Genomic DNA, 21,548 nt, shown 5'->3' with positions numbered 1-21,548 from the left:
CGGTTGTGAGTTTTGGTGGTTCGCCTATTGGATCAGCGACCACTGATAAGGTGATATCTATTGATATCTTGGATAAAGTAGACATAAGTCCATCCTCCTGTTGTGAAGCCCAAGTTTCGGGCGGAATTTGCCTTAAAAGACAAATAGGAGGATTTCTTAGGGGGGATATTTGGAGTATACGCCCCGTCAAGAGCCCGTAAAGCCTGCTGTTTGGCTTAGGTACGTTAATTGCCCCAAATCGGAATGATTTGAGTTTATGGTTAGAAGCTACAAACAGAAAAATCGATATTTTAAGAATTCGCGCCTGTCAGACGAGCAAAGCGAATTCCTTATCCTTTCTTACTTAAAAGGCGTAAAAGTTTCCAAATGCGCTGATTTACTTGGCCGTTCCAAACAAAGCGTGAGCAATTTATATAAACGCTTGGATGAGCTGGTTTTTAATAGCGACAATAAAGGAAGAGCGCTCTTTCACGACCTTACCCAGCTTCTTGATGATGACGAAGATAGCGAGGCGGATGCAGTTAGATACATGTTATATACAGTGCATGGGATGCTAATCAACCTCGATGCTAAAGGTTACACCAGAGATATGAGGGTGCAGGAGGGGTGGGATGATTTCCTTTGGGAAGAAACATTGCGGCACACCCCTCATTTGCTTTATCACTGGGGCATGTGGCAAGAATACCCGATGCAGAATCATCTTGAGTCCTGTATTTTCACGTGCAGCTCCGATACGCCGCCCTTAGCCGTAAAAGAACAAATAGAAAATGGGCAAAGACAGCAAGTTATTGAAAAGCGCATAGCGTGCAAAACATGCCCGATCAAACTCAAACAAGTATATGATCCGCCATGGGGCAAGCCTTCCTATCCTTGCAACGAAAGTTCTGAGCAGTCTATTGTCTATGAGCCATACCGAGAATACGTTAATGATGTAAATGAAATAATTGTATTTTGGGTCGATGTTTTGTGGTTTCTGGGGCATTTTCGAAACATCACTGAAAATGTGCAAGGTTTAAGAAAAAGGGTCATGCGGGGAGCATATTTCAGCGCTCTCAAGCGCTCTGAGTTTAAAGTAAGTGAAAATTTGATAGGTGGTGTCGGAGCAGATGTTCCAACTCCATTTTTGTATCCTGAACAAATTGAGGATCAGAAGCGTGGCTTGAGATTTGTATCACAGCTTGATCGTCCAGCGCTCAATGCTTTTGCGAAAGCATTAGACTCCAGAAAGAAAAAATAATCTATTCGCCTAAATCTATTTAGGTTATTTCAGGCGGGGTGTCGTTACTCTGCTCAGCAAAATGACCAAACTCATCTCTTTTCTTTACTCTTTCAGCGTGTTTGCTCCATTTTCTAACGTCTTTAAAAACATTATAAAAGCGAACGTCATCACCCCCGTTTTCAGGAGGTTCAAATAGTTTATTGGCAAGCTCAAATCGCGTTAGGCCAAGCTCTTGGCAATCCATATCAAATTCGTCAATGAGTTTTGGATCGGCACCCGAAAGGCTTATATCCTTCCATGTTCCAGTTTGCTTTCGCCCACTTGGTGGACTGCCATCAGGTGTTGACCTGTATGTAAATTCGTCTTTCATCCATAAAACCTTTCAGCTTTATGGTTATCAGAAAAGCTTTAAAATTTTCAATAAAAATCGTAATTAGACGCTAAAAGCGATTTTCCTAAGCCATTCCTGCTTTTTTTCAAGCATATGACCACGGCCATATTTCGGCCCCGACTTCTTGTGCCCCATAAGTTCGTCGATGATTTCCTCTGGCGCACCTGCGTCGCGGAGGCGGTCTTTAAAGGTATGGCGCAACGAATAGAGGGAGTGATTTGGTGTTGGTTTTAAATCGTTTTCACGCAAATATTTGTTGATGGTCGTGGAAGCGGTATCGGCAGTGCGATAATGATTAAATCCACTGGGTAATTGCTGGAACGCATGAAGCGCTGCGCCCACGAGCGGAATTTTGCGCTCGGAAGTAAGCGTTTTGAGCGCTTTGTTTTCACGTGCGCGAATCCAGATATAGGGAATAGGCTCACCCAGAACAATATCTTCTTCTGTTAGGCCGATTAACTCAGATTCCCGCGCGCCCGTATCGGCCATGGCAAATACCAAAAGCCTCGCCTCATCATTCAATCCATTCAGGCGGTGCTTGGAAAGTAAGACATCTTGAACATAGCTGGCTTCAAAAGGTGGTCGTGATTGCTCCAGCTCTTTAAGGCGTATTTTTGAAAACAGCACATCAAAGTCGGTAGCCACTTCATATTGAAGCCCGACCACCTGAAGCATGTCTTTCACATACATCATGTTCTTATTAGCGGTCGCGGCGACGACTTCGCCTTTTTCAATGCGATCCATCCACCATTGTCGGAACTGTAAAATGTCAGAGCGAGCAATGGATTTAAGAGGCTTATCACCGATAGCCCTGATAAAGTAATTGATGGCAGCAAGGCGCGGATTTTTCCATTTGCGGATTTGATGCTCGGACTTATTGGTGAGCCTGTCACGACAAAGCGGCCAGTATTTATCCGCACAAGTGCTTAACGGTAACTCTGGCACATCCGTGCCGCCAAGCACGGAAGAGACCGTTTCAGGTTGTTCTATCGCCTTGTTTGCCGTCTTCAGGCGCTCAACAATTTCCTCTAGTGGTTCTTTGGCAATTTCAACGGCATTCTTATAGGCAAAGCCATGGGCTTTTGCGAGCTTGATTGCGGTGCGATATTCGGCTTCAGGATCAGCTTTGCCATTGCCTTTAATCAGGCTGCGCCAGTAATCTTCGATATAGTCGTTATAGATGGCAGCTTTTCGGATGGCTTCTTTTTCATCTTTGGTGCCCAAAGATATTTTGATGATGGCGCGCTTATCATAGTCAGACACGTATTCAGGAACGCGCCTGCGATAATAAAAATTCTTCCCTCTGCAAAATACATAGTTCGCCATCCATGTGTCCCAATTTGTAGCCCACTTTGTGTACCATTTTTAGGTAAAGCAAAAATGTGCCTTGGTCAATTGAAAAACAAATTTCAATCAATACAACATGTTAGCGGGAAAATAGTTAAGATTATGTAAATGAAAATGGTGGAGGGGGCAGGATTCGATTTGAAAATTTTCATCTCTAATTATTATTCTATTTCAGTGCTTTAGATATTTATTAGAAAATACTACTATAAAAATTCGTGTCCCAATATGTGTACCATTTTGTGTCCCAGTTTTTAGAGGTCTGTAGGTTCGAATCCCGTGTGCTTTCCTGCAATTTTTATAGCACGGTTTAAGGTTTTAACTTTATCTTTTCTGCTCTGGTATTCTTTTTCAAGGCGCTCGAATATCGGCAGGTATTTATCGCCATATCGCGCCACAATTTTTGCAGCTTGATGATACGCTCTTTTAATTTGTGCCAAGCTTAATTGATCACTCATGCAGCCCCCTCTGGTGATAAAGGTGTGGGCACTTGATCCATTCATGCAAATCTTTCAGGTAAAACGCCTCGCGAATACGCTTACCTGTTGAGGACAATGTTCTGGGTTTGGGGAATGTGCCGCAATCAATGCGTCTTAGTATTTCGTGCTTGGGAATGCCGCATAGGCGAGCGGCAAGCTTGAGAGGGATAAGCGCATTGCTCTGGATCATAAGCGCCGCTGTTACCTGCGCTTCAAAATCCGCTTTAATGCTTTTTCCGTTTAATAGCTCATCCATGGGGCTTTCCTTTTTATAGGAAGCGGTAACAGCAAATGCTGTATCGCTTCCTTGCACCCATGTTTGAAAATTAGCTACGTGCCTGTTGGTAACAGATAATCGCTTTCTCAGAATTAAGCCACGTATCTATTAATATCATACGTGTTGTATCTTAATTATTCGTTAACTTACTTTGTGGCCTCGATCTTGAAATCGTCCTGAAGCATAGCCCAATGCGCTCTAAGGCCTTCTTTGTGCGCTTCGTCCATCGGTAACGCTTTTAGAGCCTCAGGCCATAACTCACTCGCCTTGCTCATTGTATCGTCTAAGTGTGGCTTGATCGCTCGCCACGGAATACCCGACTTATTTGCCCACGACTGAAAATGCGCCATGGTAACTGTATACCACTCCTTCGTTTTACCTAGATTGAGCGCGTACTGGGTTTCGTTTTCGATATAGACATTGGTTGTGACGATATCGTAGGCAGGAGACAGCCGTGGCGTAATCTTATCGGGATATAGAAAGCTCCAGTTCTTGAGATGTGCATCGCCATTGGCCAAGAGAATATTCACCAGTAATCGCCTTGCGAACTGTTGAGCGTCGGCAAGCCCGTCGCCAGAAAAGTCATAAATGACTTTGCCGATATTCTCGTAATTAGCAGACGTGTATTTTTCGTGCGGGTACTTCACCAGAATTTGTGCGAAGTCTTCCATGTGAATACGTTGATCGTCTTCACGATCAAATCGCTTGATGGCAAAGGCTTGCTTCTCATCGGGTAAGTTAATTTGTGGAAGGTTATCGAGCTTATCCAGCTCGACAAGTTTGATCTCAGGGATATCAACGCCAACGAGCCCCGCCAGCGACATGGCCGTATATTCGTTCAGTGGTACGAACTTATGCTTGGTTGATGGTGTTTTGATGATCCAGTCACCCAGCACATCACCCTTGGACAAATTATATCGCCCATCCTTTTCCTTCATGGAAAACTTCATTTGCACGCCAGCCAAGGAAAACTTGTTTTCTTGGGTGACTTTATCGAATTTTACGGCCTTGGCTTTTCCGTGCGTGTTTAGCACGGAATCAGGAACATCTTCAGGTTCCATCGGCGTGGCTTCGATAGCCCCCGGCAAATCTTCGCCAAGGTACGAGAGAATGTGAAATTCATTATCAACGTGCACCTTCAAGCCTTGTGCGATTAGCTCGCGTAACGAGCCCTCTGGCAGCAAGTTTGAAAGTACAGGATGCAGCCGTTGATTCCGCGCCCATGGCTCTGCCATGAGCTTGTTCGCATTCGGAAACGCGGGGTGCGTAATCAGGCTGAATGTCGGGCGATCAGGATCGTTTTTAAATGAGTCTGCAATGCTCAAGACATTGCGGCCATTCTTAAATCCTGCGAGATAGCCGATCAGCACGCCATGAATTGAGAGCTGTAGAACATTTACTTCATCATTGCTGTCTGTGCTCATTCATTCTCTCCCAGCAAACCCTGCCATGGATCATCGGCCAGTGGGTTACTTTGTTCTTTTCCTGTCTTGCTTGGCTTGGCTGGTGTCCCAGTTGATGGCGGGTTATCGTCCTCCAGTACCGCCAGCACAGCATTCAATTTTTCTTGTGGTATCAGCAGCAATTCACTTTTAAGTCCTTTGGCGACAAGCTCAAGAGTATCGAGGCGCGGATTGCCTTTGGATTCCAGTCGCTGATATTGCTGGCGCGATATACCAACGCGCAGCATCATATCGTGCTGCTTGAGCTTCAATGCGATACGGCGTTTTTTGATCTGTTCTAGTAGTGAATTCATAATGAAACATATATGTTGCTATTTACCATTAAGAAACATATTAGTTTCTTTTTTTGGCCTTGGCAACATATAAGTTGCTTTTGGAAGATTGAAGTCTTTCAGTTGCAAAAAGAAACATATATATTGCTTTTATCGAGATGCCTCTATGTGCTGTTGTTCGCTTATTGTGTTGTGCCAAAATTCGCTTATTGTGCTTATTTGGGAGCGAGCTGAATCTCAAAGCCCTAAAAGCCCCCAGCCAGTTTTCTCAATTTGCATAGCAAGTAGCGCAAGGCGCTACGGAAAACTAACTGGCCGCCAAGCCCACCCTATATGACCTGATGGCAATGCCATCGATCATCCGACTGCCTCGATGCTGATTCAACATTGTGCTTGTAACCAAAATCGGCAGTCGGTAAACAGGTAGTGGGCGCGGAGCATTAAAGAGTAAGCTTCTGCCCTTGGGGCAGGCCTCAGCAACACCGTCATCGTGAAGATAAGACAAGAGTGACTAGGAGTAAATTGCTGCAATTCAGCATAGTTCCGCTATTGGCGCGGCTTTACGATGACCGCAAGATGTGTGCGTGTAGTACAAAATCGGAGATTTTTCCCTCCCCGCACCTATCTTGAGAAGGACGTTGCCCCGTCCGTTCTATCCTCAGGCGGCGCTCTAAGCATCGAATTATCATTCTCTGACAAGAGCTTATCTGGTGCGCAATCCATAGTGATTGGTATGCTGCACCAGCGAACGATTGGCCGTTCGATCACCACTTATGGGAGCCTCCGAGCTACCCCTAAGAACCCCATGGGCAAGGGCGAAATTTTGCTCTCCCCTTGCATCCCCATCAACCAGAAAGGAGAAGTTAGCTCTCCCTTCATGGACTTCCCATCAATCAAAGGGGCATGTCATAGCCCCTCATAAACTCCCTCGACCAACCCTGCGCGGATTGGATGCCGTAAGCGTTTCGACGCTTAACCACGACCACTGTTTCGCCAGTGGAGGACGACCAAGGTGCGGCCTTGGATGCGCTCATTACATAAATTTAGCTCGTAGCCATTCTTCCAGCCGTCGCGTTGCAATCACATCATCGCGGTTATAGCCGAGTATTTCGGCCTTTAACTGAGCTTTCATTTCTGGATTGTTTTCTGCCAAAAATCGATTGAATTGAACCACCGACCATTGCGAGCCTGAGCTGTCATCTTCCCACTGAAAATTGACCAAATCTTTGTGCTTGCAAATGTCCTTCAGGCCATAACCTTGTAATGGCAATACAAGGCTATCGAGCACAGGCTTTTGCATATCAAATAAGGGGCTTTCATCGCCAAGCAGATAGAGGACGGTTTCATTGCTCTCCATGTCATATCGCTTAGCGTAGCTGCGTATCGTAGTGCGCTCGTGCTGCGAATAGTGAGCAAGTACCAAATCAGCATAGCGCTCACGGTATTCTTCGATTTTGGCAAGAAACTCAATCCAGCCTTGTCTATCCTGCTCGGCAGTATCCGTCCAAACATGTTCGAAATCAGCATGGCCGAAGTCGGGTACTAAAAAGCCCCAAAGATACACATGCTTTTCGCCGTTCCCCGTGAGCGGATTATCTTCGATATCAAAATGTACCCAGTGACCATCGGGAAGGCTCACGGGCGCAATTTGATGCACCTCTCCACTGAAATAGGATTGTGCCTGCAATATGGCGCGTTGCTTCTTTTCATAGCCTTTGAGGTAAGGCACATCGGGTAAGCTTTCAGGTGAGCTTGCGGCCAATTCCGATATCGTATTGATACCGTGCTTCTCCAGCCCATCGGCTGCACGACCTTGCACACCGTAAAGCAGTGAAATTTCTTCCTTCGCCTCAAAGGCAGGTTTGCAATGCGTGTAATAAGGGCATGCGCGGCATTTGCTATGGCTATAGCGAACCATTGGCTCTGTATCACTCGCCAGTAGCTCCCGCATTTCGGTGACAAACTGGTTGGTAAGAGGGTTGGTTTCGTCGCCAATTTCAGCGGTATCACCGTCACCCAAGAATACAATCGCAGGTAAATTCGCATTGAGCATTCGACGATAAAAGCCAAGCTGTACCTGTATTTCCTTTTTATCCTCACTGAGGGATAGTTTGGCATCGGCTGGTTGATACTCACCACTGGCATGGCGGATCAAAAAATCAGGGTAGCCCACAAGATGATTTTCCTTATCAAGCAACTGAGCTTGATAGATAACATCAACGCCCTCGGCCATAAGCCTTTGTGTATCTTCTGCTGAAGTGGCCGTATGCACCGACTTTTCTCTCATTATTTGGGTTAGTACCGCTTGCTCATGAGCAAGGCCAAGCTCAATGATCAAAGCCTCAAAGGCATCCTCTGCTTCTTCAACTTCCAGTTCGCCTATGTTATCCAGCCATACACGGCGCGCGCACAACGCCCAAGAGCTGGCATCACTTGGCTTGATATAGGCTTGGGTTGGCGCGTTGTTCATCTAAAGTCTATCAATTCGGTTGGCTGCAAACAATTTAGTGCAGAAACTCCAACAATCATAGGTGTTTTTGGTTGTTCCTTCCTCTATTTTCCCATATTCTCCCCTAAGCTATGAGGGCGATACATGCTATGACAGATCAAATATTGACCTTAAAAGAGGTCGCGGCGTATTTAAAACTCGCCGAGAAAACCGCCTACAAACTGGCAGCAGCAGATAAGCTGCCCGGTTTTAAGGTTGGGGGGAGCTGGCGTTTTAAAAAAGAAGATATCGACCAGTGGATTGAAGAGCAGAAACGCATGGGCAAAGACTGAAAGGACGTATTGTGATACCCGACTATCAAACTTTAATGAGGCCAGTTCTCAAATGCTCAGAAAACGGCGAAGTCCGCATTGGCCATGTGGTAGAAACGCTGGCAGATGAGTTTGAACTCACTCAGGAAGAAAGAGAAGAACTGCTACCTAGTGGAAAGCAGGCAACCTTCGCCAATCGGGTTCATTGGGCAAAAACATACCTAGCTAAAGCGGGTCTGGTAGAGCCAACACGTCGAGGTCACTTTGTCATTACCCAAAGGGGTAAAGACGCGCTAATAGCGACATCCGACACCATTGATAACAACTACCTGAAGCAATTTGATGAGTTCAAAACATTTCAGGGCTTATCTAATGATAATAAAGGCGCAATTACTCAGGAGCAGGAAGCGGCAAAAACTACCCCTGATGAAGAGCTAAGACTTGCCTATAAGAAAATCAATACCGCACTCCAGACGGATATTTTGAGTAAGGTTAGAACCGTCACGCCAGCGTTCTTCGAAGAATTGATTGTCGAATTATTACTAGCGATGGGCTACGGGGGCGCAGTTGAAGATGCAGGTCGCGCCCTTGGAAGAACTGGCGACAATGGTATTGATGGAGTGATAGACCAAGACCCTCTAGGGGTTGATCAAATTTACATTCAAGCCAAGCGTTACGCACAAGGCAATAACGTAGGCGCAGGTGATATTCGAGACTTTTTTGGTGCCCTCAACCTGAAAAAAGCACAAAAAGGCATTTTCATTACGACTTCCGCTTTCAGTTCTTCTGCAATTCAAACAGCAAATGATCTGGGCAGTCGAATCGTGTTAATAGACGGCGTTGAGCTGGCCAAGTTAATGCTCAGATACAACATCGGCTGCCGCAACGAAGACGTGTTGTACCTGAAGAAAATAGATGAAGATTTTTTTGAACAATAAAAGCTGGCGCGCAGTACGGAGTAATTGAGTTTGAACGCAGTTGAAATAGAAGAAGCCATATCGTTACTCGCTGAGCAAGACTTTGACTCAGCCAGTTTCCCGTATGCCTTTTTAGAGGCGTTCGGAAATAAACCAGCCACCATTAAACGCCTAAAGAGCGGTAATACGAATTCCTCAGATATCGAAGGCGGTGTTTTACAGCGAAATAACATCCATATCGCCACGTGCAGTGAGGGCGCGGTATCTGAAACGCTAACTCGGTTGAAAGAAAGCCCTGCTACGACCAAAGGCAAAGCAAAGTTTGTGGTTGCCACAGATGGGATTGACTTTGAGGCTGAAGATTTAACCTCCGACGATCCACCCGTGGTATGCCGCTTCAACGAATTTCCAGATCACTTTGGCTTCTTCCTTCCGCTGGCAGGCATTACGACAGTTAAGCAAATCCGCGAAAGTTCATTTGATATCAAGGCAACGGGTCGTCTTAATAGGCTTTATATAGAACTTCTTAAAGATAACCCTGAATGGGGCACGGAAGAACGCCGCCATGATATGAACCACTTCATGGCTCGTTTGATCTTCTGCTTCTTTGCGGAGGATACCGATATTTTCAATGGCGAGGGCTTGTTTACCAAGACCATTGAGCAGATGAGTGAGCGGGATTCTTCAAATACGCACGAAATTATGAGTGAAGTATTCCGTGCAATGGATACTTCTATTGAAGATAGGGCTGGCGCTAATTTACCTCGATGGGCAGATACCTTCCCTTACGTGAACGGTGGCCTCTTCTCGGGTAATACAGATGTTCCGCGTTTCAGTAAAATTGCGCGATCTTATCTTATTCATATCGGCAATTTGGACTGGACGAAAATCAATCCTGATATTTTCGGCTCGATGATCCAAGCAGTGACGGATGAAGAAGAGCGTGGCGCGCTAGGCCTACATTACACGTCTGTACCTAACATTCTAAAAGTTCTCAACCCATTATTTCTTGATGACTTACGGGCGAAACTTGAAGAGGCTGATGATAGTCCTCAAAAGTTACTCAATCTTCGCAAGCGTATGGCGAAAATACGCGTTTTCGATCCCGCCTGTGGCTCGGGGAATTTTCTCGTTATCTCCTATAAGGAAATGCGAGCAATTGAAGCAGAGATCAACCAACGAAGAGGTGAGAGCGGTAGGAAATCAGATATTCCCCTAACGAATTATAGGGGTATTGAGCTTAGAGATTTTCCTGCTGAAATCGCTCGTCTGGCATTGATTATTGCTGAATACCAGTGTGACGTACTGTATCGAGGGCAGAAAGAGGCATTGGCTGAGTTGTTACCGCTTGATGCAATGAACTGGATCATTTGTGGGAATGCGCTCCGATTAGACTGGCTCAGTATATGTCCTCCTACTGGAACAGGGGTAAAGCTTCAAGCGGATGATTTGTTTAACTCACCACTAGATCAGGTTGAAATCGATTTTGAAAACGAAGGGGGAGAAACCTATATATGTGGGAATCCTCCGTATTTAGGTAGCAAGTGGCAGTCTGACGAACAAAAGTCTGATCTAGGAGCGATATTTGATGGCAGGGTTAAAAACTGGAAGTCATTGGATTATGTTGCGGGCTGGTTCATTAAAGCTGCTGATTACGGCACTAAGACAGAATGTGCATCTGCATTTGTATCGACAAACTCGATCAATCAAGGACAGCAAGTACCTATCCTTTGGCCGCTAATATTTAGTACTGGTCATGAAATTTTATTTGCACATACGAACTTTAAGTGGGCAAATTTGGCCAGTTATAACGCAGGTGTAACCGTTGTTATTGTCGGCATGTCGAAGTCTGCGGGGAAAACACGAAAATTATACTCACTAGATGAAGATGGAAATTCTACGTTAAAAGAAACTGACAACATTAATGCGTACTTAGTTTGCGGAAAGAATGTAGAGGTTAGCGCAAGTTCTAAGCCGTTAAATTCCCTTAGCCCTATACAATTTGGTAATCATCCTTATTACGGTTCTGCACTTGTATTTTCTATGGGTGAGGCACGAGAGTTATCTAATCAAAATCCTGCAATAGCAAAATATATCAAGCCCTTTTACGGATCAAAAGAATTTATAAACTCTTCTCCTAGAGCATGTTTTTGGATAAGAGATACAGATTGTGTCGAAGCTCTTGAATACGAACCTATTCGCAAAAGAGTTGAAGCTGTTAAAGAATCCAGATTGGGAGCTAAGAAGGACAAAACCGCTCAGAAGCTCCTATCTACCCCCTACCGATTCAGAGAACAAATGATTGCGGAGAATCATGTAATGGTGATCCCTAGAGTTAGTTCGGAAAACAGACCTTATTTACCCGTTGGTCTATTGGGAAATGAAGCTATAATTCAGGAAAAAGCGTTTGCCATGTACGATGCCGCTATTTGGCATTTGCCTATAGTGGCGTCTCGCCTCCATTGGGTATGGATAGGTACAGTTTGTGTGCGAATGCGAACAGATTTTTCATATTCTAATACTCTTGGATGGAATACCTTTCCGGTCCCAAATCTTACAGAAAAAAACAAAGAAGATTTGACCAAATGCGCAGAAGACATTCTTCTCGCCCGCGAAGCGCATTTTCCTGCCACTATTGCCGATCTCTATGATCCTGAAAAAATGCCAGATGATTTGCGCAGAGCACATGAGCGCAATGACGAAGTTTTAGAGCGCATATACATCGGACGTAAATTCAAGAATGACACTGAGCGCCTTGAAAAGCTCTTTGACCTCTATACAAAAATGACTAAATCCACTTCCAACTCTAAGAAAAAGGTATCTTGAGCATGACGGAGCATAAATCTATACCCTCAGTATCTGTTAACTATGCCAGCAATGGCAGCTCTAAGAAATCGAATGAGCTGGGTATGCGCGTGATGCAAGAACGTGCTTACGAAAAACGTGGTGAACAATATCTTTTAATTAAGTCTCCGCCGGCTTCTGGTAAGAGTCGTGCTCTCATGTTTATTGCTTTGGATAAGCTAAACAATCAAGGCGTTAAAAAAGCCATTGTTGTCGTTCCTGAAAAATCAATTGGCTCAAGCTTTAACAATGAGCCACTGACAAAACACGGTTTTTATTGGGATTGGGAAGTTGTACCAAAATGGAATCTTTGTAATGCGCCAGGTGAAGATGGCGGCAAGGTAAATTCAGTAAAGGCCTTCCTTGATAGCGATGATCAGGTACTGGTTTGCACACATGCGACCTTTCGTTTTGCCGTAGACCGCTTTGGCGTTCCTGCATTTGATGACTGCCTGATAGCAGTTGATGAGTTCCATCATGTGAGTGCTAACCCAGATAACAAGCTTGGTGCGCATCTTGGTGAGTTTATTACGCGAGATAAAGTTCATGTAGTTGCCATGACAGGCTCGTACTTTCGCGGTGATGCCGAGGCTGTTCTTTCCCCTGAAGATGAAGCTAACTTTGAAACAGTAACTTATACCTACTATGAGCAGCTTAATGGTTATGAATATTTAAAGTCGCTGGATATTGGCTACTACTTTTATTCAAGTGGCGATTATACGCACGAGATTAGAGAAGTCCTTGACCCTTCAGAAAAGACCATTGTGCATATACCTCATCCCGCATCCAGAGAAAGTCAGAAAGATAAATATTCTGAAGTTGAACGTATTTTCTCAGCACTGGGCGATTGGGAAGGTTCAGATGACGATACTGGCTTTCAACTAATTAGAACGAGCGAAGGAAAGCTGATAAAGGTTGCCGATCTGGTCGATGATGACCCAAAGCGTGACAAAGTATCAGCCGCGCTCAAGCGTCCAGAGGCTAAATCGAGCAGAGATTTTGTCGATGTGATTATCGCGCTCGGCATGGCGAAAGAAGGTTTCGACTGGGTTTGGTGTGAACATGCATTGACGGTTGGCTATCGTTCCAGCCTTACCGAAATTATCCAAATTATTGGTCGTGCAACCCGTGATGCTGAAGGCAAAACGCGTGCTCGTTTCACGAACCTGATTGCGGAGCCTGATGCATCGGAAGAAGCGGTTACGGATGCAGTGAACGACACCCTTAAAGCAATCGCTGCCAGCCTTCTTATGGAGCAGGTGCTTACGCCTAAATTCAACTTTACGCCGAAAACACCAACCAGTGGCCCACAAGAAGGCTTTGATTATGGTGAAGAAGGTTATAACCCGAAAGGGAACAATGTTGGTTTCAACGAAGAAACAGGCCAGTTCCAAATCGAGATTAATGGATTGGTAGCGCCAAAGAGCGATAGTGCTAAGCGTATTTGTCAGGAAGATTTGAATGAGGTGATCACAGCATTCGTTCAGGATAAAGCTGCTTTGGAGCGAGGCTTGTTCGATGAAGAAGTTGTTCCTGAAGAACTTACTCAGCTAAAGATGGGTAAGATTGTTAAAGATAAATACCCAGAGCTTGATGCGGAAGATCAAGAGGCTGTTCGCCAGCACGCAATTGCTGCCTTTAACATTACACAACAAGCGAAAGATATCGCCAATGATGGTGCGGATGGAGAGGCTTCTGCTAATACAGCGTTTGTCGATGGCGTTCGAAAATTTGCTATGGACGTGCGGGAACTAGATGTTGATTTGATTGATCGTATCAATCCATTCAGCGAAGCCTATGCGATCCTCGCTAAATCGATGGATGAAGAAAGCCTTAAGCAGGTGAAGGCAGTCATTAACTCCAAAAAAGTTAAGCTCACCGAAGAAGAGGCGCGTGAGCTTGCAACACGAGCGGTTCAGTTTAAACGCGAACGAGGCCGTTTGCCTGATATCACAGCCGCTGACCCTTGGGAGCGTCGAATGGCAGAAGGCATCGCTTTCCTTCAACGGAAAGTAATGGAGGAAAGTAATGGTTGAGGTAAAACAAGAAAAAACTAACCAAGAGCTTTTGGCTGAACTTGGCGTAGAGGTTAAGCAAGAAAAGAAAGCGACCAGAACACCAAAAGAAGAGCGCATCATAGCAGGATTTGAGGAAATTCAGCGATTTGTAGAAGAGCATGGGCATGCTCCAGAACATGGTGAGAACAAAGATATATTTGAACGCTTGTATGCCACAAGACTGGATCAGATTCGAAAGCAGGAGGAGTGTCGCATACTCGTTGAAGAAATTGATCATCAAGGTCTTTTGGCTAGCAGCTTACAAGTGGCTGAGCCCCCAGCCGAATACAATACGGACGAAGAGCTACTAGCTGAGCTAGGTGTAGAAGCGCCTAAAGAAGGTGATATTACCTACCTAAAACATGTGAAATCTCAGGCAGATAAAAAAGCGGCAGAAGAGATAGCTAACCGCACTCCGTGTGAAGACTTCGATAAATTTAAACCGTTATTCGATAAAATTCAAAGTGATTTAAAGCATGGACTTGTAGAAGCTAAATTGCTCAAAGATCAAAAAGACCGCGATTACATGGCCAAAATCGAACAAGGCGATTGGTTTATTGTAAATGGGCAAAAGGCGTATGTTGCCGAGTTTAGTAAAGAACGCAATCACGGCTTTGATAAGAACGACTACAGGCTTCGTGTGATCTACGACAATCGCACGGAAAGTGATTTGCTATTGCGTTCACTTCAAAAAGCGCTTTATGAAGATGACGCAGGCCGAAGAATTGTTTCTCTTTCGGCAGGCCCATTATTTGATGACACAATCGAAGAAGATGATTTGGCTAGCGGAATTATCTATGTATTGCGCAGTAAGTCCGATCACCAAGTGGTTGGCCAAAACCGAGATGTTATCCATAAGATAGGTGTCACAGGTGGTAAAGTTGAAAAGCGAATTGCCAATGCCAAGCTTGACCCGACTTTCCTGATGGCAGAGGTAGAAGTTGTGGCAACCTATAAGCTATCGAACATTAATCGAACCAAGTTGGAGAATCTGCTCCATAAGTTCTTTGTGGAAAGTCAGCTAGATATAGAGGTTCCTGATCGCTTCGGGAATATGGTGAAACCTAAGGAATGGTTTTTAGTGCCGCTATTTGTGATTGACGAAGTTGTTGAGAGAATCAAGGATGGTTCAATTACTGATTTTAAGTATGACTATAAATTGGCTAAGTTGGTTGAGGTGAGTTAGCGACTTTGCGTCGATATTGAGATTTCAATGAATTTTAAACAAAGGGATTTAGGGCGGGATTTTTTATGAAAGATTGGTTTCCATTCACCAGCTACGATTTCTACAGCTATCTTGCATGCGGAATGGTTTTCCTTTTTGGTGTTGATTACTGGTATTCAGGTGGTCAATATCTATTGCACGAATGGACGGTTTCTCAAGGAGCTTTAATTGTCGCATTGTCGTACATAGTTGGTCAGATAATAGCTATACCTTCTTCAATGGTGCTTGAACACTATCTGGTTCGTAGTGCTTTGCGAGCTCCAGCGATTTTAATGCTTTCCGAGAAGCAAAATAAAACTGAAAAATTTATCGAGAAGTATTTGATCGGCCGTCATTATTCTCCTTTGCCAAAAAATGTTATCAGCCGAATATATATGAGAGCTGAGGAGGAGACGGGGCTTTCGCATACAGCTTTAGAAGCTGATGTAAATGAAATTTTTGCTCCGGCATTGGTTGACGCCAGAAAAACCGCTGAAATCCGTGACAGGATTGATTTCTTTCGTAACCAATATAGATTTAGCCGTAATGTATCGTTTAGCGCGTTTCTCGTATTTTTATTAATGCTTGATGGTTATTCTCGAATCGGAAATGAAGATTTCTTAGCTGGTATGATTTTCGCGTTTTTTATTAGCTTTGGTATGCTGGTTAGATTTATAAAATTCTATAGCTGCTGCGCCGCTGAGGTGTTGCGAAGTTATGCGAAGCAGAAGGTATAAAATGACCGAAGAAGTCGTTGCAAAAGTGAAGAGCATAGATATCGGTGGTGAGTGGCTCACAAACGGTCATCTAAAAGCTTGTATCCTTAAACTTTACCCGCCAACTCAGTCTGAGTGGGAGAATGATGGAAGTCGTGCTAATAACCTCTCCATGGCTACGCAACTTCTTGCGCCCCCTGATGAATCCTCTCAAAGCTTATTGGTACAAGAGTTCCCCGAAAAGTCTGCGGTTGTGATAGCTCCTGAATTGGCTTTCGGGTCTCCAGATTTTCAGTCATTGGATACCCTTGTAAAAAATTATAACCAAAATCTTATTTTTATTTGCGGCTTCGGATTCTCGAATGGAAGTGACTTGGCTACTTTGGCACGGAGAACTGATGTTGAAGGCGTTTGGAACATAGAGCCTAACCCTAATAAGCGATATAACGGCGGCTGGGTGTGGGTGAAAAGTGGTTCTTCCACCCAATGTTATATCTTCCTCAAGAATTATTTGGAACAGAACACGGAAATTACTGTTGAAAACATTGCAACAGGAGATTATATCCTCCGCCTCAATGGCAATGACATAGTTGTCTTTCCATTGGTTTGTGCAGACTTAATATCCAAGGAAGATGGCAGTCCTAGTAGCCGAATTGAACAATCTCTCAATAGAAACAGCAATAATAATCGGCGAGTGTTGGTGACAGGATCGCTATTGAATAAGAAGTCAGAAAGTGATCATTGGAAGACTGCCATCGGTGATTTGTTGGATTCATCAAAAACATCAAATGTTAGGTTGTTATTAAGCAATTGCATTAACCCAATTCCGGTGGAGGATGAAGAAATAGACAAGTGGCGATGTTTATCTGGAGCATTCCAGCATCGTGAAGGGTGCAAGCCGCCAGTCAAGCCACTCCCATACATTCGCTACGTTAATGGTGAAAAATTCTCTGGTCTTGTCTTACGTAATTCTGAGGTCGGGGCGCTTTTTGGAAAGTTGCAGTGGACAAATAATTCATCTGAGGGAAAACAAGCTTTTTCAGAGTGCGCACAACATGTTTGGAGTGGCGATAAATTTCATTCTTGTGATGCTATTTGTGCTGCGGATGAGCTTTATCGCTTTGTAATAAGGAATAAAGGAAACTTGCTGCATAGTAAAATCACCTCAAATGAGGCAACAAGAACCCTTGCTGATAGTGAGCTTGAGAAGCTATTAACTGAATTATCGCCAACCTCAAATTCCCTCCTTCGTGCTGTTGCAGGGAAAATTTTTCAGAAATGTTTGAAGGGGGTCAAGCAAGAAGCACAGTTCTGCCCAGATCAACTATACAGCCGTTCAGAGAATCTCGATTGCGCAATTACGACACTAAGTCTTATTCAGCATGCTATTGAAGCCGAGCTTATGCCAGAAGGGAAAGAGCTTGGGTATGGTCAGTTGCTATCAAATAATGAAGAGCAAGAAATTTTGATTTGGGACTCATCGGAGCATACGGCTAATCAGTTATACAGTCTTGTGAAGGAAGGTATTGTTAAGGACGGTGGGAGTGCTCGCCCTTTAATGATTGTTGGTCGAGGTAATGGCGGTGGAAGCTTTCCTGATGAAGGGCGGATACACAGCAATCGGCTCGCGGATATTTCTGATGCCCCGCCACTAAATGTTGGTAAAGATATATGCGAAGCGAATGATCGAGTTGTTTTCTGGAAAAATCAGGGAAAAGTCGATGATATATTGGCGTCTGCCGATCCTAGGCAGGATTTGGTTGTGAGCTTACGAGAAGAAATTATATTGCCCGAGGATTCATGACAGAAGCTAATTCAAATTCGGAACTTAAAGAATATTTCGTACAAGCGGGATTTGTAGATTCAACTGAGCTTATGGCCGATATCTGTGATATTCCAGATAGGGTGTTCGTAATGCACAATAGCTACGCTCTGGTGGTCGGATATGCAGCGTTGCCGGAAGAAAACGAGGCGGATTCTTTGTTAATGGAAGCAAAAGAGCGAATGCATGCTTTTATCCGTAAGGCATTATTAGTTTTAGAAAACCAAAAAGGTCTTATTGTTGATGGATATCTACTTATAGCACTTCATCAAGCGCCTCGTGCAGAAGTAAAAGAGGTCGTTCGGGATATTGAATTAGATACGAAAATTTGTAGAAAGCATGTTGTATGGCCTGTGGAGAATGGGGATGGCTTAGAGAGGTTGCAGTTCGTAACTATACTTTCTCTACCTGATCCGCTTCGTGGCAATTCTGCTAACGCAACTTCTTTTGAATTGTCTGTTGAGGCCAAAAAACTGCTTGCTAAGTATGATGAGCTTGGAAGTCTGGAGCGGTTATTAGATGCAATTAAAAACGGAGAGCTAGCCGATGCTAATTGATAATCTTCAAATACAGTGTTTCAGAGGAATATCTGACTCTTTATCTCTAGACTTTACGGCACCTTTAACCGTTTTATATGCACCTAATGGTACAGGAAAAACCAGTGTTTGCGATGCCGTAGAATGGGTTTTATGTGGAGGTGTCGGACGGTTAGGGAAAGATGAAAGCATTCGCTGTAAATTAGGAGATGACAACCTTAGAACTAAAGTTGAAGCCAGTATTCCTCAAAATGGCAGTCCATTTTTTATCAAAAGGGAATTATCTGACTCTGGTACTCCGCTCTATTGGAAAGATCTTGATTGTGATTACACCATTGCAACTGATCAAGAGCTGCTTAGGCGTTTTGTTAAAGCGTTGCCGCCAAGTGGAAACTCTAACAAGTCCAAAGTGGACTGGGTGCGCTCAACGCGGTTTCTTGAAAGCGACTCCCTAGGGCTTCTTATAGACAGCGACAAAGAGTCAAATGACACTAGAAAATTAATTTTTTCGAGCCTATTTGGAGTAGCTGAGTATCAAAAGAACGAGCGTGACCTTAACAGGATTTTGGGAAAGCTTCCTTCTGAGCGAAAGATCAAGAGCGAAACAAGAAAAATTGTTAAGAAAATTGAAGAGTATGAGGAATTAATAACGAAGCTGACTGCGGAGCAAACTGCTCCATACAAAGATCACGTATATAACTTGCTTAGTACTATTGCCGAACGATTGGGTATTGCAAAAAATACAGACAAAGAAACAGACCTACAGAAATACCATGAAACTTTAGAGGTTCAGTATATACAGTATGTTGAATCTTTAGTTGAGAAGAAATCTTTGTTGTCTTTTATTCGCGATAAAGTCGGAGCTTATCAAGAGTATTTGTCCAGCTATGATTCCCTTAACAAGGCAATTAATGCAGACGTTTCTAAGCAAGGAGCACTAATTCAGGATTTGAAGGCGAAGCAGGTCGAGCTTGCCGGAAAGCAGGAAACTTCCAGAAAAAGAAACGAGCTAATCAATGAAATCCGTGAAACTATAAGCAGAATAAAAGCAGAGAAGGCTACTTGGCTTAATTTGTACAATATGTACAAAGGTCATACGCTTGAGGTTGATGACTCAAAAAACAGGACGACTGAAATTTCTAACTATATTGCTTCTATAGAGCAAAGAATCTCGACATTAAATGAAAAACTTCTTTTAGTGGGAGATCTTATTAATTCACTTCCATCTTGGCAGAAGAAACAAGCAGAGCTTAGGGGAATAGATAGTGAGCTTGAGGCATTAAAAAAACGAAAACCGAAAGAAACGCCTGATGCTCCCCTTGCAGAGCAAGCATCAAAAATAAAAGCAGAATTAGATGCTTTGCAATCTTCACGTGAGAAAGTTCTGGGAGAAATAGAGCTGCTATTATCATCGGGAAAAAGGTATGTTGAAACACATGCAGAGGACTCCAAATGTCCACTGTGTGAACATAATCACGAAAGTAACTTTGTCCTTCAAGAAAAAATTAACACTCGCTTTTCTAGGCTTTCAAGTAAGTCTAAAGAAGAAGCTGTATTAGCTTCGAGGCTTGATGAAATAACACAGCTTTTAACTCAAGAAAATAACTACCTTAAAAAAATTGAAGAACTAACCACTAAGAAAAGTATTCTCATAAAGGCTATTCAAGAAACAAGTGAGGCTTTGATTGTAGTGGGCTTAGATAGATCGGATATATCTAAGCCAGAGTCTGTCTCTAAGAAACTTGAAAAAATTCAATTGAAATACCAAGCCTCATTGGAAAAGCTGTTTCAGGACATTGCTCCATACAGAAGCGCCTATGATGCAGCTAGTAAACTAGAGGAAATGCGTATTGTAATTCAGTCTTTATCATCTTTATGGTTTAAGCGACTAGATATAAGCGGTGAAATATCATTTACCGCGGATGGTATTGGCGACGCATTGAAAAAACTGGAGGACGTACTAGAAAAGAAAAGTATGGAGCTAAAACAGTTGCGCGAAGATTCAAACCTTTGTATTCAAAAGCTCTCTGATGAAATGCTAAAATTAGAAGAAGAAAATAAGAAAAAAACTGCTGATATTGCAGAAGCCAGAGATAAAATTACTCCAATTCATAACTTCATTCAGGACTTTAAAAGAAAATGGTCGTCAATTTCTGAGGCTGATGTTTTAAGTGATGCTGAAATTGAGAATGCTGCTGTCAGCATCGTAAAAAAGGAACAGATGCTTAACGAAATAAGGGGTCTCTTTACAAAAGTAGAGGAATATTTCGTTAAAATAAAAGAGTCCGAGATAAAAGAACGAGAGCACGGATTATACCAAAAGGAAATTAAAGAGGCTCAGGACGAGCTTAAGGAATGGAATTATCAAGCAAAATCACGCTCTGTTGTTGAAGCTGAGCTTGATCTTATAAAGGAAGAAATTAGACGTTTTATTGCGGAGGAAATTCGCCCTCTTACTAACATCATTAATACTCTTTACTTACGCGCCCAAGGAAATCGCTTTATAAACTCAATAGAGGCTCGCCCTAGCAAAGAAGGTTTCTTAGAGTGGATTGCTGAGCTTAATGATGAAGGTGAGTCGTTTGAAAAAATGCGGTCTTTGAGTCAAGGTCAGAGGCAAGATTTGGCTCTGTCCATCTTTTTGGCGCGTGCAAGAAGTCTTGGCGGAACCTTCTTTTTGGATGAGCCTCTAGCTCATTTAGATGATCTGAACCGTGTGGCATTGCTTGATACGTTAAGAATAATCGTTTCTGAAAGAAGAGCCGCTAATCCTCTGCGCCTAGTTCTTACTACGGCCAGTAATAATTTGCTCAGACATTTAAGAGAGAAATTTAGTTTAGTAGAAGATGGCGAAGGTAAGCCTGCTCTTCGAATATACAAGATGAGTGGTAATCCTAAAGTTGGTTTGCATGTAGAGCCTCCTGAACTTGTGCATTCACCCAATAGGTTGTTAATGCACCATTCTACGCACGCTTAATACATATAAGAAGAATTTTGGCGAGCGATGAAAAGTTCGAAATTTAGGTGGCTTATGGAGTTAAGGGAAATCAAGGGCAAGGAGCCCTTGATGCAAGTTCGTTTTCGATATTTTCTAGTGAAGCCAATGTGTAATCCCCCCGAAAATCCGGAACAGTTATTAGTAGAAAATTCCACTAAACTGAAGGAAGGGAGTTTTCTATGCGAACATCAAGATACAGCGACAGCCAGATACTGGCGATTTTGAAACAGAATGAGAACGGTGTTTCCG

Annotated in this window: 17 protein-coding genes; 10 read left to right on the top strand and 7 right to left on the bottom strand. The window is 43.5% G+C overall.

Annotation, left to right across the window (positions count from 1 at the left end; translation table 11 throughout):
* The first annotated feature begins 256 nt into the window (after positions 1-256).
* Positions 257-1,237 carry a hypothetical protein gene (locus ABYP33_RS09285; protein WP_373090539.1) on the top strand — a complete coding sequence of 327 codons (981 nt, stop codon included), beginning with the start codon at positions 257-259 and terminating at the stop codon, positions 1,235-1,237.
* 19 nt (positions 1,238-1,256) lie between these two features.
* Here ABYP33_RS09285 and ABYP33_RS09280 read toward each other — a convergent pair whose 3' ends face one another.
* From ABYP33_RS09280 to ABYP33_RS09250, 7 genes are all read right to left on the bottom strand, one after another.
* Positions 1,257-1,589 (bottom strand): hypothetical protein, encoded by a 333-nt coding sequence (locus tag ABYP33_RS09280; RefSeq protein WP_373090538.1) that lies wholly within the window; start codon positions 1,587-1,589, stop codon positions 1,257-1,259.
* 63 nt (positions 1,590-1,652) lie between these two features.
* Positions 1,653-2,936: a DUF6538 domain-containing protein gene (locus ABYP33_RS09275; RefSeq protein ID WP_373090537.1), complete on the bottom strand. Its 1,284-nt coding sequence runs from the start codon at positions 2,934-2,936 to the stop codon at positions 1,653-1,655.
* Positions 2,937-3,208: 272 nt separating this feature from the next.
* Positions 3,209-3,412: a hypothetical protein gene (locus ABYP33_RS09270; protein WP_373090535.1), complete on the bottom strand. Its 204-nt coding sequence runs from the start codon at positions 3,410-3,412 to the stop codon at positions 3,209-3,211.
* Positions 3,405-3,689, bottom strand: a complete 285-nt coding sequence (locus tag ABYP33_RS09265) for a hypothetical protein (RefSeq protein ID WP_344799454.1) — start codon at positions 3,687-3,689, stop codon at positions 3,405-3,407. The genes ABYP33_RS09270 and ABYP33_RS09265 overlap by 8 nt, the downstream gene beginning before the upstream one ends.
* A gap of 167 nt (positions 3,690-3,856) precedes the next feature.
* Positions 3,857-5,134 (bottom strand): type II toxin-antitoxin system HipA family toxin, encoded by a 1,278-nt coding sequence (locus ABYP33_RS09260; protein ID WP_373090534.1) that lies wholly within the window; start codon positions 5,132-5,134, stop codon positions 3,857-3,859.
* The gene (locus ABYP33_RS09255; protein ID WP_373090533.1) at positions 5,131-5,466 is read right to left on the bottom strand and encodes a helix-turn-helix domain-containing protein; all 336 of its coding nucleotides are present in this window, start codon (positions 5,464-5,466) and stop codon (positions 5,131-5,133) included. The genes ABYP33_RS09260 and ABYP33_RS09255 overlap by 4 nt, the downstream gene beginning before the upstream one ends.
* A gap of 1,012 nt (positions 5,467-6,478) precedes the next feature.
* Positions 6,479-7,915: a TM0106 family RecB-like putative nuclease gene (locus ABYP33_RS09250; RefSeq protein ID WP_373090532.1), complete on the bottom strand. Its 1,437-nt coding sequence runs from the start codon at positions 7,913-7,915 to the stop codon at positions 6,479-6,481.
* Positions 7,916-8,043: 128 nt separating this feature from the next.
* On the opposite strand from ABYP33_RS09250, the gene ABYP33_RS09245 reads away from it, so the two are divergent.
* The 9 genes from ABYP33_RS09245 to ABYP33_RS09205 all read left to right on the top strand — a co-directional run bounded on the left by ABYP33_RS09245 (position 8,044) and on the right by ABYP33_RS09205 (position 21,278).
* The gene (locus ABYP33_RS09245; protein WP_373090531.1) at positions 8,044-8,226 is read left to right on the top strand and encodes a helix-turn-helix domain-containing protein; all 183 of its coding nucleotides are present in this window, start codon (positions 8,044-8,046) and stop codon (positions 8,224-8,226) included.
* A gap of 11 nt (positions 8,227-8,237) precedes the next feature.
* Positions 8,238-9,143, top strand: coding sequence for a restriction endonuclease (locus ABYP33_RS09240; protein WP_373090529.1), 906 nt, complete (start codon positions 8,238-8,240; stop codon positions 9,141-9,143).
* Between the two features lie 30 nt (positions 9,144-9,173).
* The gene (locus ABYP33_RS09235) at positions 9,174-11,948 is read left to right on the top strand and encodes a class I SAM-dependent DNA methyltransferase (RefSeq protein ID WP_373090528.1); all 2,775 of its coding nucleotides are present in this window, start codon (positions 9,174-9,176) and stop codon (positions 11,946-11,948) included.
* 2 nt (positions 11,949-11,950) lie between these two features.
* Positions 11,951-14,002 (top strand): DEAD/DEAH box helicase, encoded by a 2,052-nt coding sequence (locus ABYP33_RS09230; RefSeq protein WP_373090527.1) that lies wholly within the window; start codon positions 11,951-11,953, stop codon positions 14,000-14,002.
* On the top strand, positions 13,995-15,209 hold the full coding sequence (locus tag ABYP33_RS09225; protein WP_373090525.1) for a GIY-YIG nuclease family protein: 1,215 nt from the start codon (positions 13,995-13,997) through the stop codon (positions 15,207-15,209). The genes ABYP33_RS09230 and ABYP33_RS09225 overlap by 8 nt, the downstream gene beginning before the upstream one ends.
* Positions 15,210-15,274: 65 nt before the next feature.
* Complete coding sequence (locus ABYP33_RS09220) at positions 15,275-15,964, top strand: hypothetical protein (protein ID WP_373090524.1); 690 nt, start codon at positions 15,275-15,277, stop codon at positions 15,962-15,964.
* Between the two features lies 1 nt (position 15,965).
* Entirely contained in the window at positions 15,966-17,747 is a 1,782-nt protein-coding gene (locus ABYP33_RS09215) for an ABC-three component system protein (protein ID WP_373090523.1), read from the top strand.
* Positions 17,744-18,322: a hypothetical protein gene (locus tag ABYP33_RS09210; RefSeq protein ID WP_373090521.1), complete on the top strand. Its 579-nt coding sequence runs from the start codon at positions 17,744-17,746 to the stop codon at positions 18,320-18,322. The genes ABYP33_RS09215 and ABYP33_RS09210 overlap by 4 nt, the downstream gene beginning before the upstream one ends.
* A complete protein-coding gene (locus tag ABYP33_RS09205; protein ID WP_373090519.1) occupies positions 18,312-21,278 on the top strand; it encodes an AAA family ATPase in 2,967 nt (988 codons plus the stop codon). Before ABYP33_RS09210 ends, ABYP33_RS09205 begins: the two co-directional genes overlap by 11 nt.
* Positions 21,279-21,548 lie beyond the last annotated feature (270 nt).

The sequence above is a fragment of the Zhongshania sp. genome (assembly GCF_041584495.1).
Classification (GTDB): domain Bacteria; phylum Pseudomonadota; class Gammaproteobacteria; order Pseudomonadales; family Spongiibacteraceae; genus Spongiibacter.
This window is presented reverse-complemented; position numbering and strand designations above follow the sequence as displayed.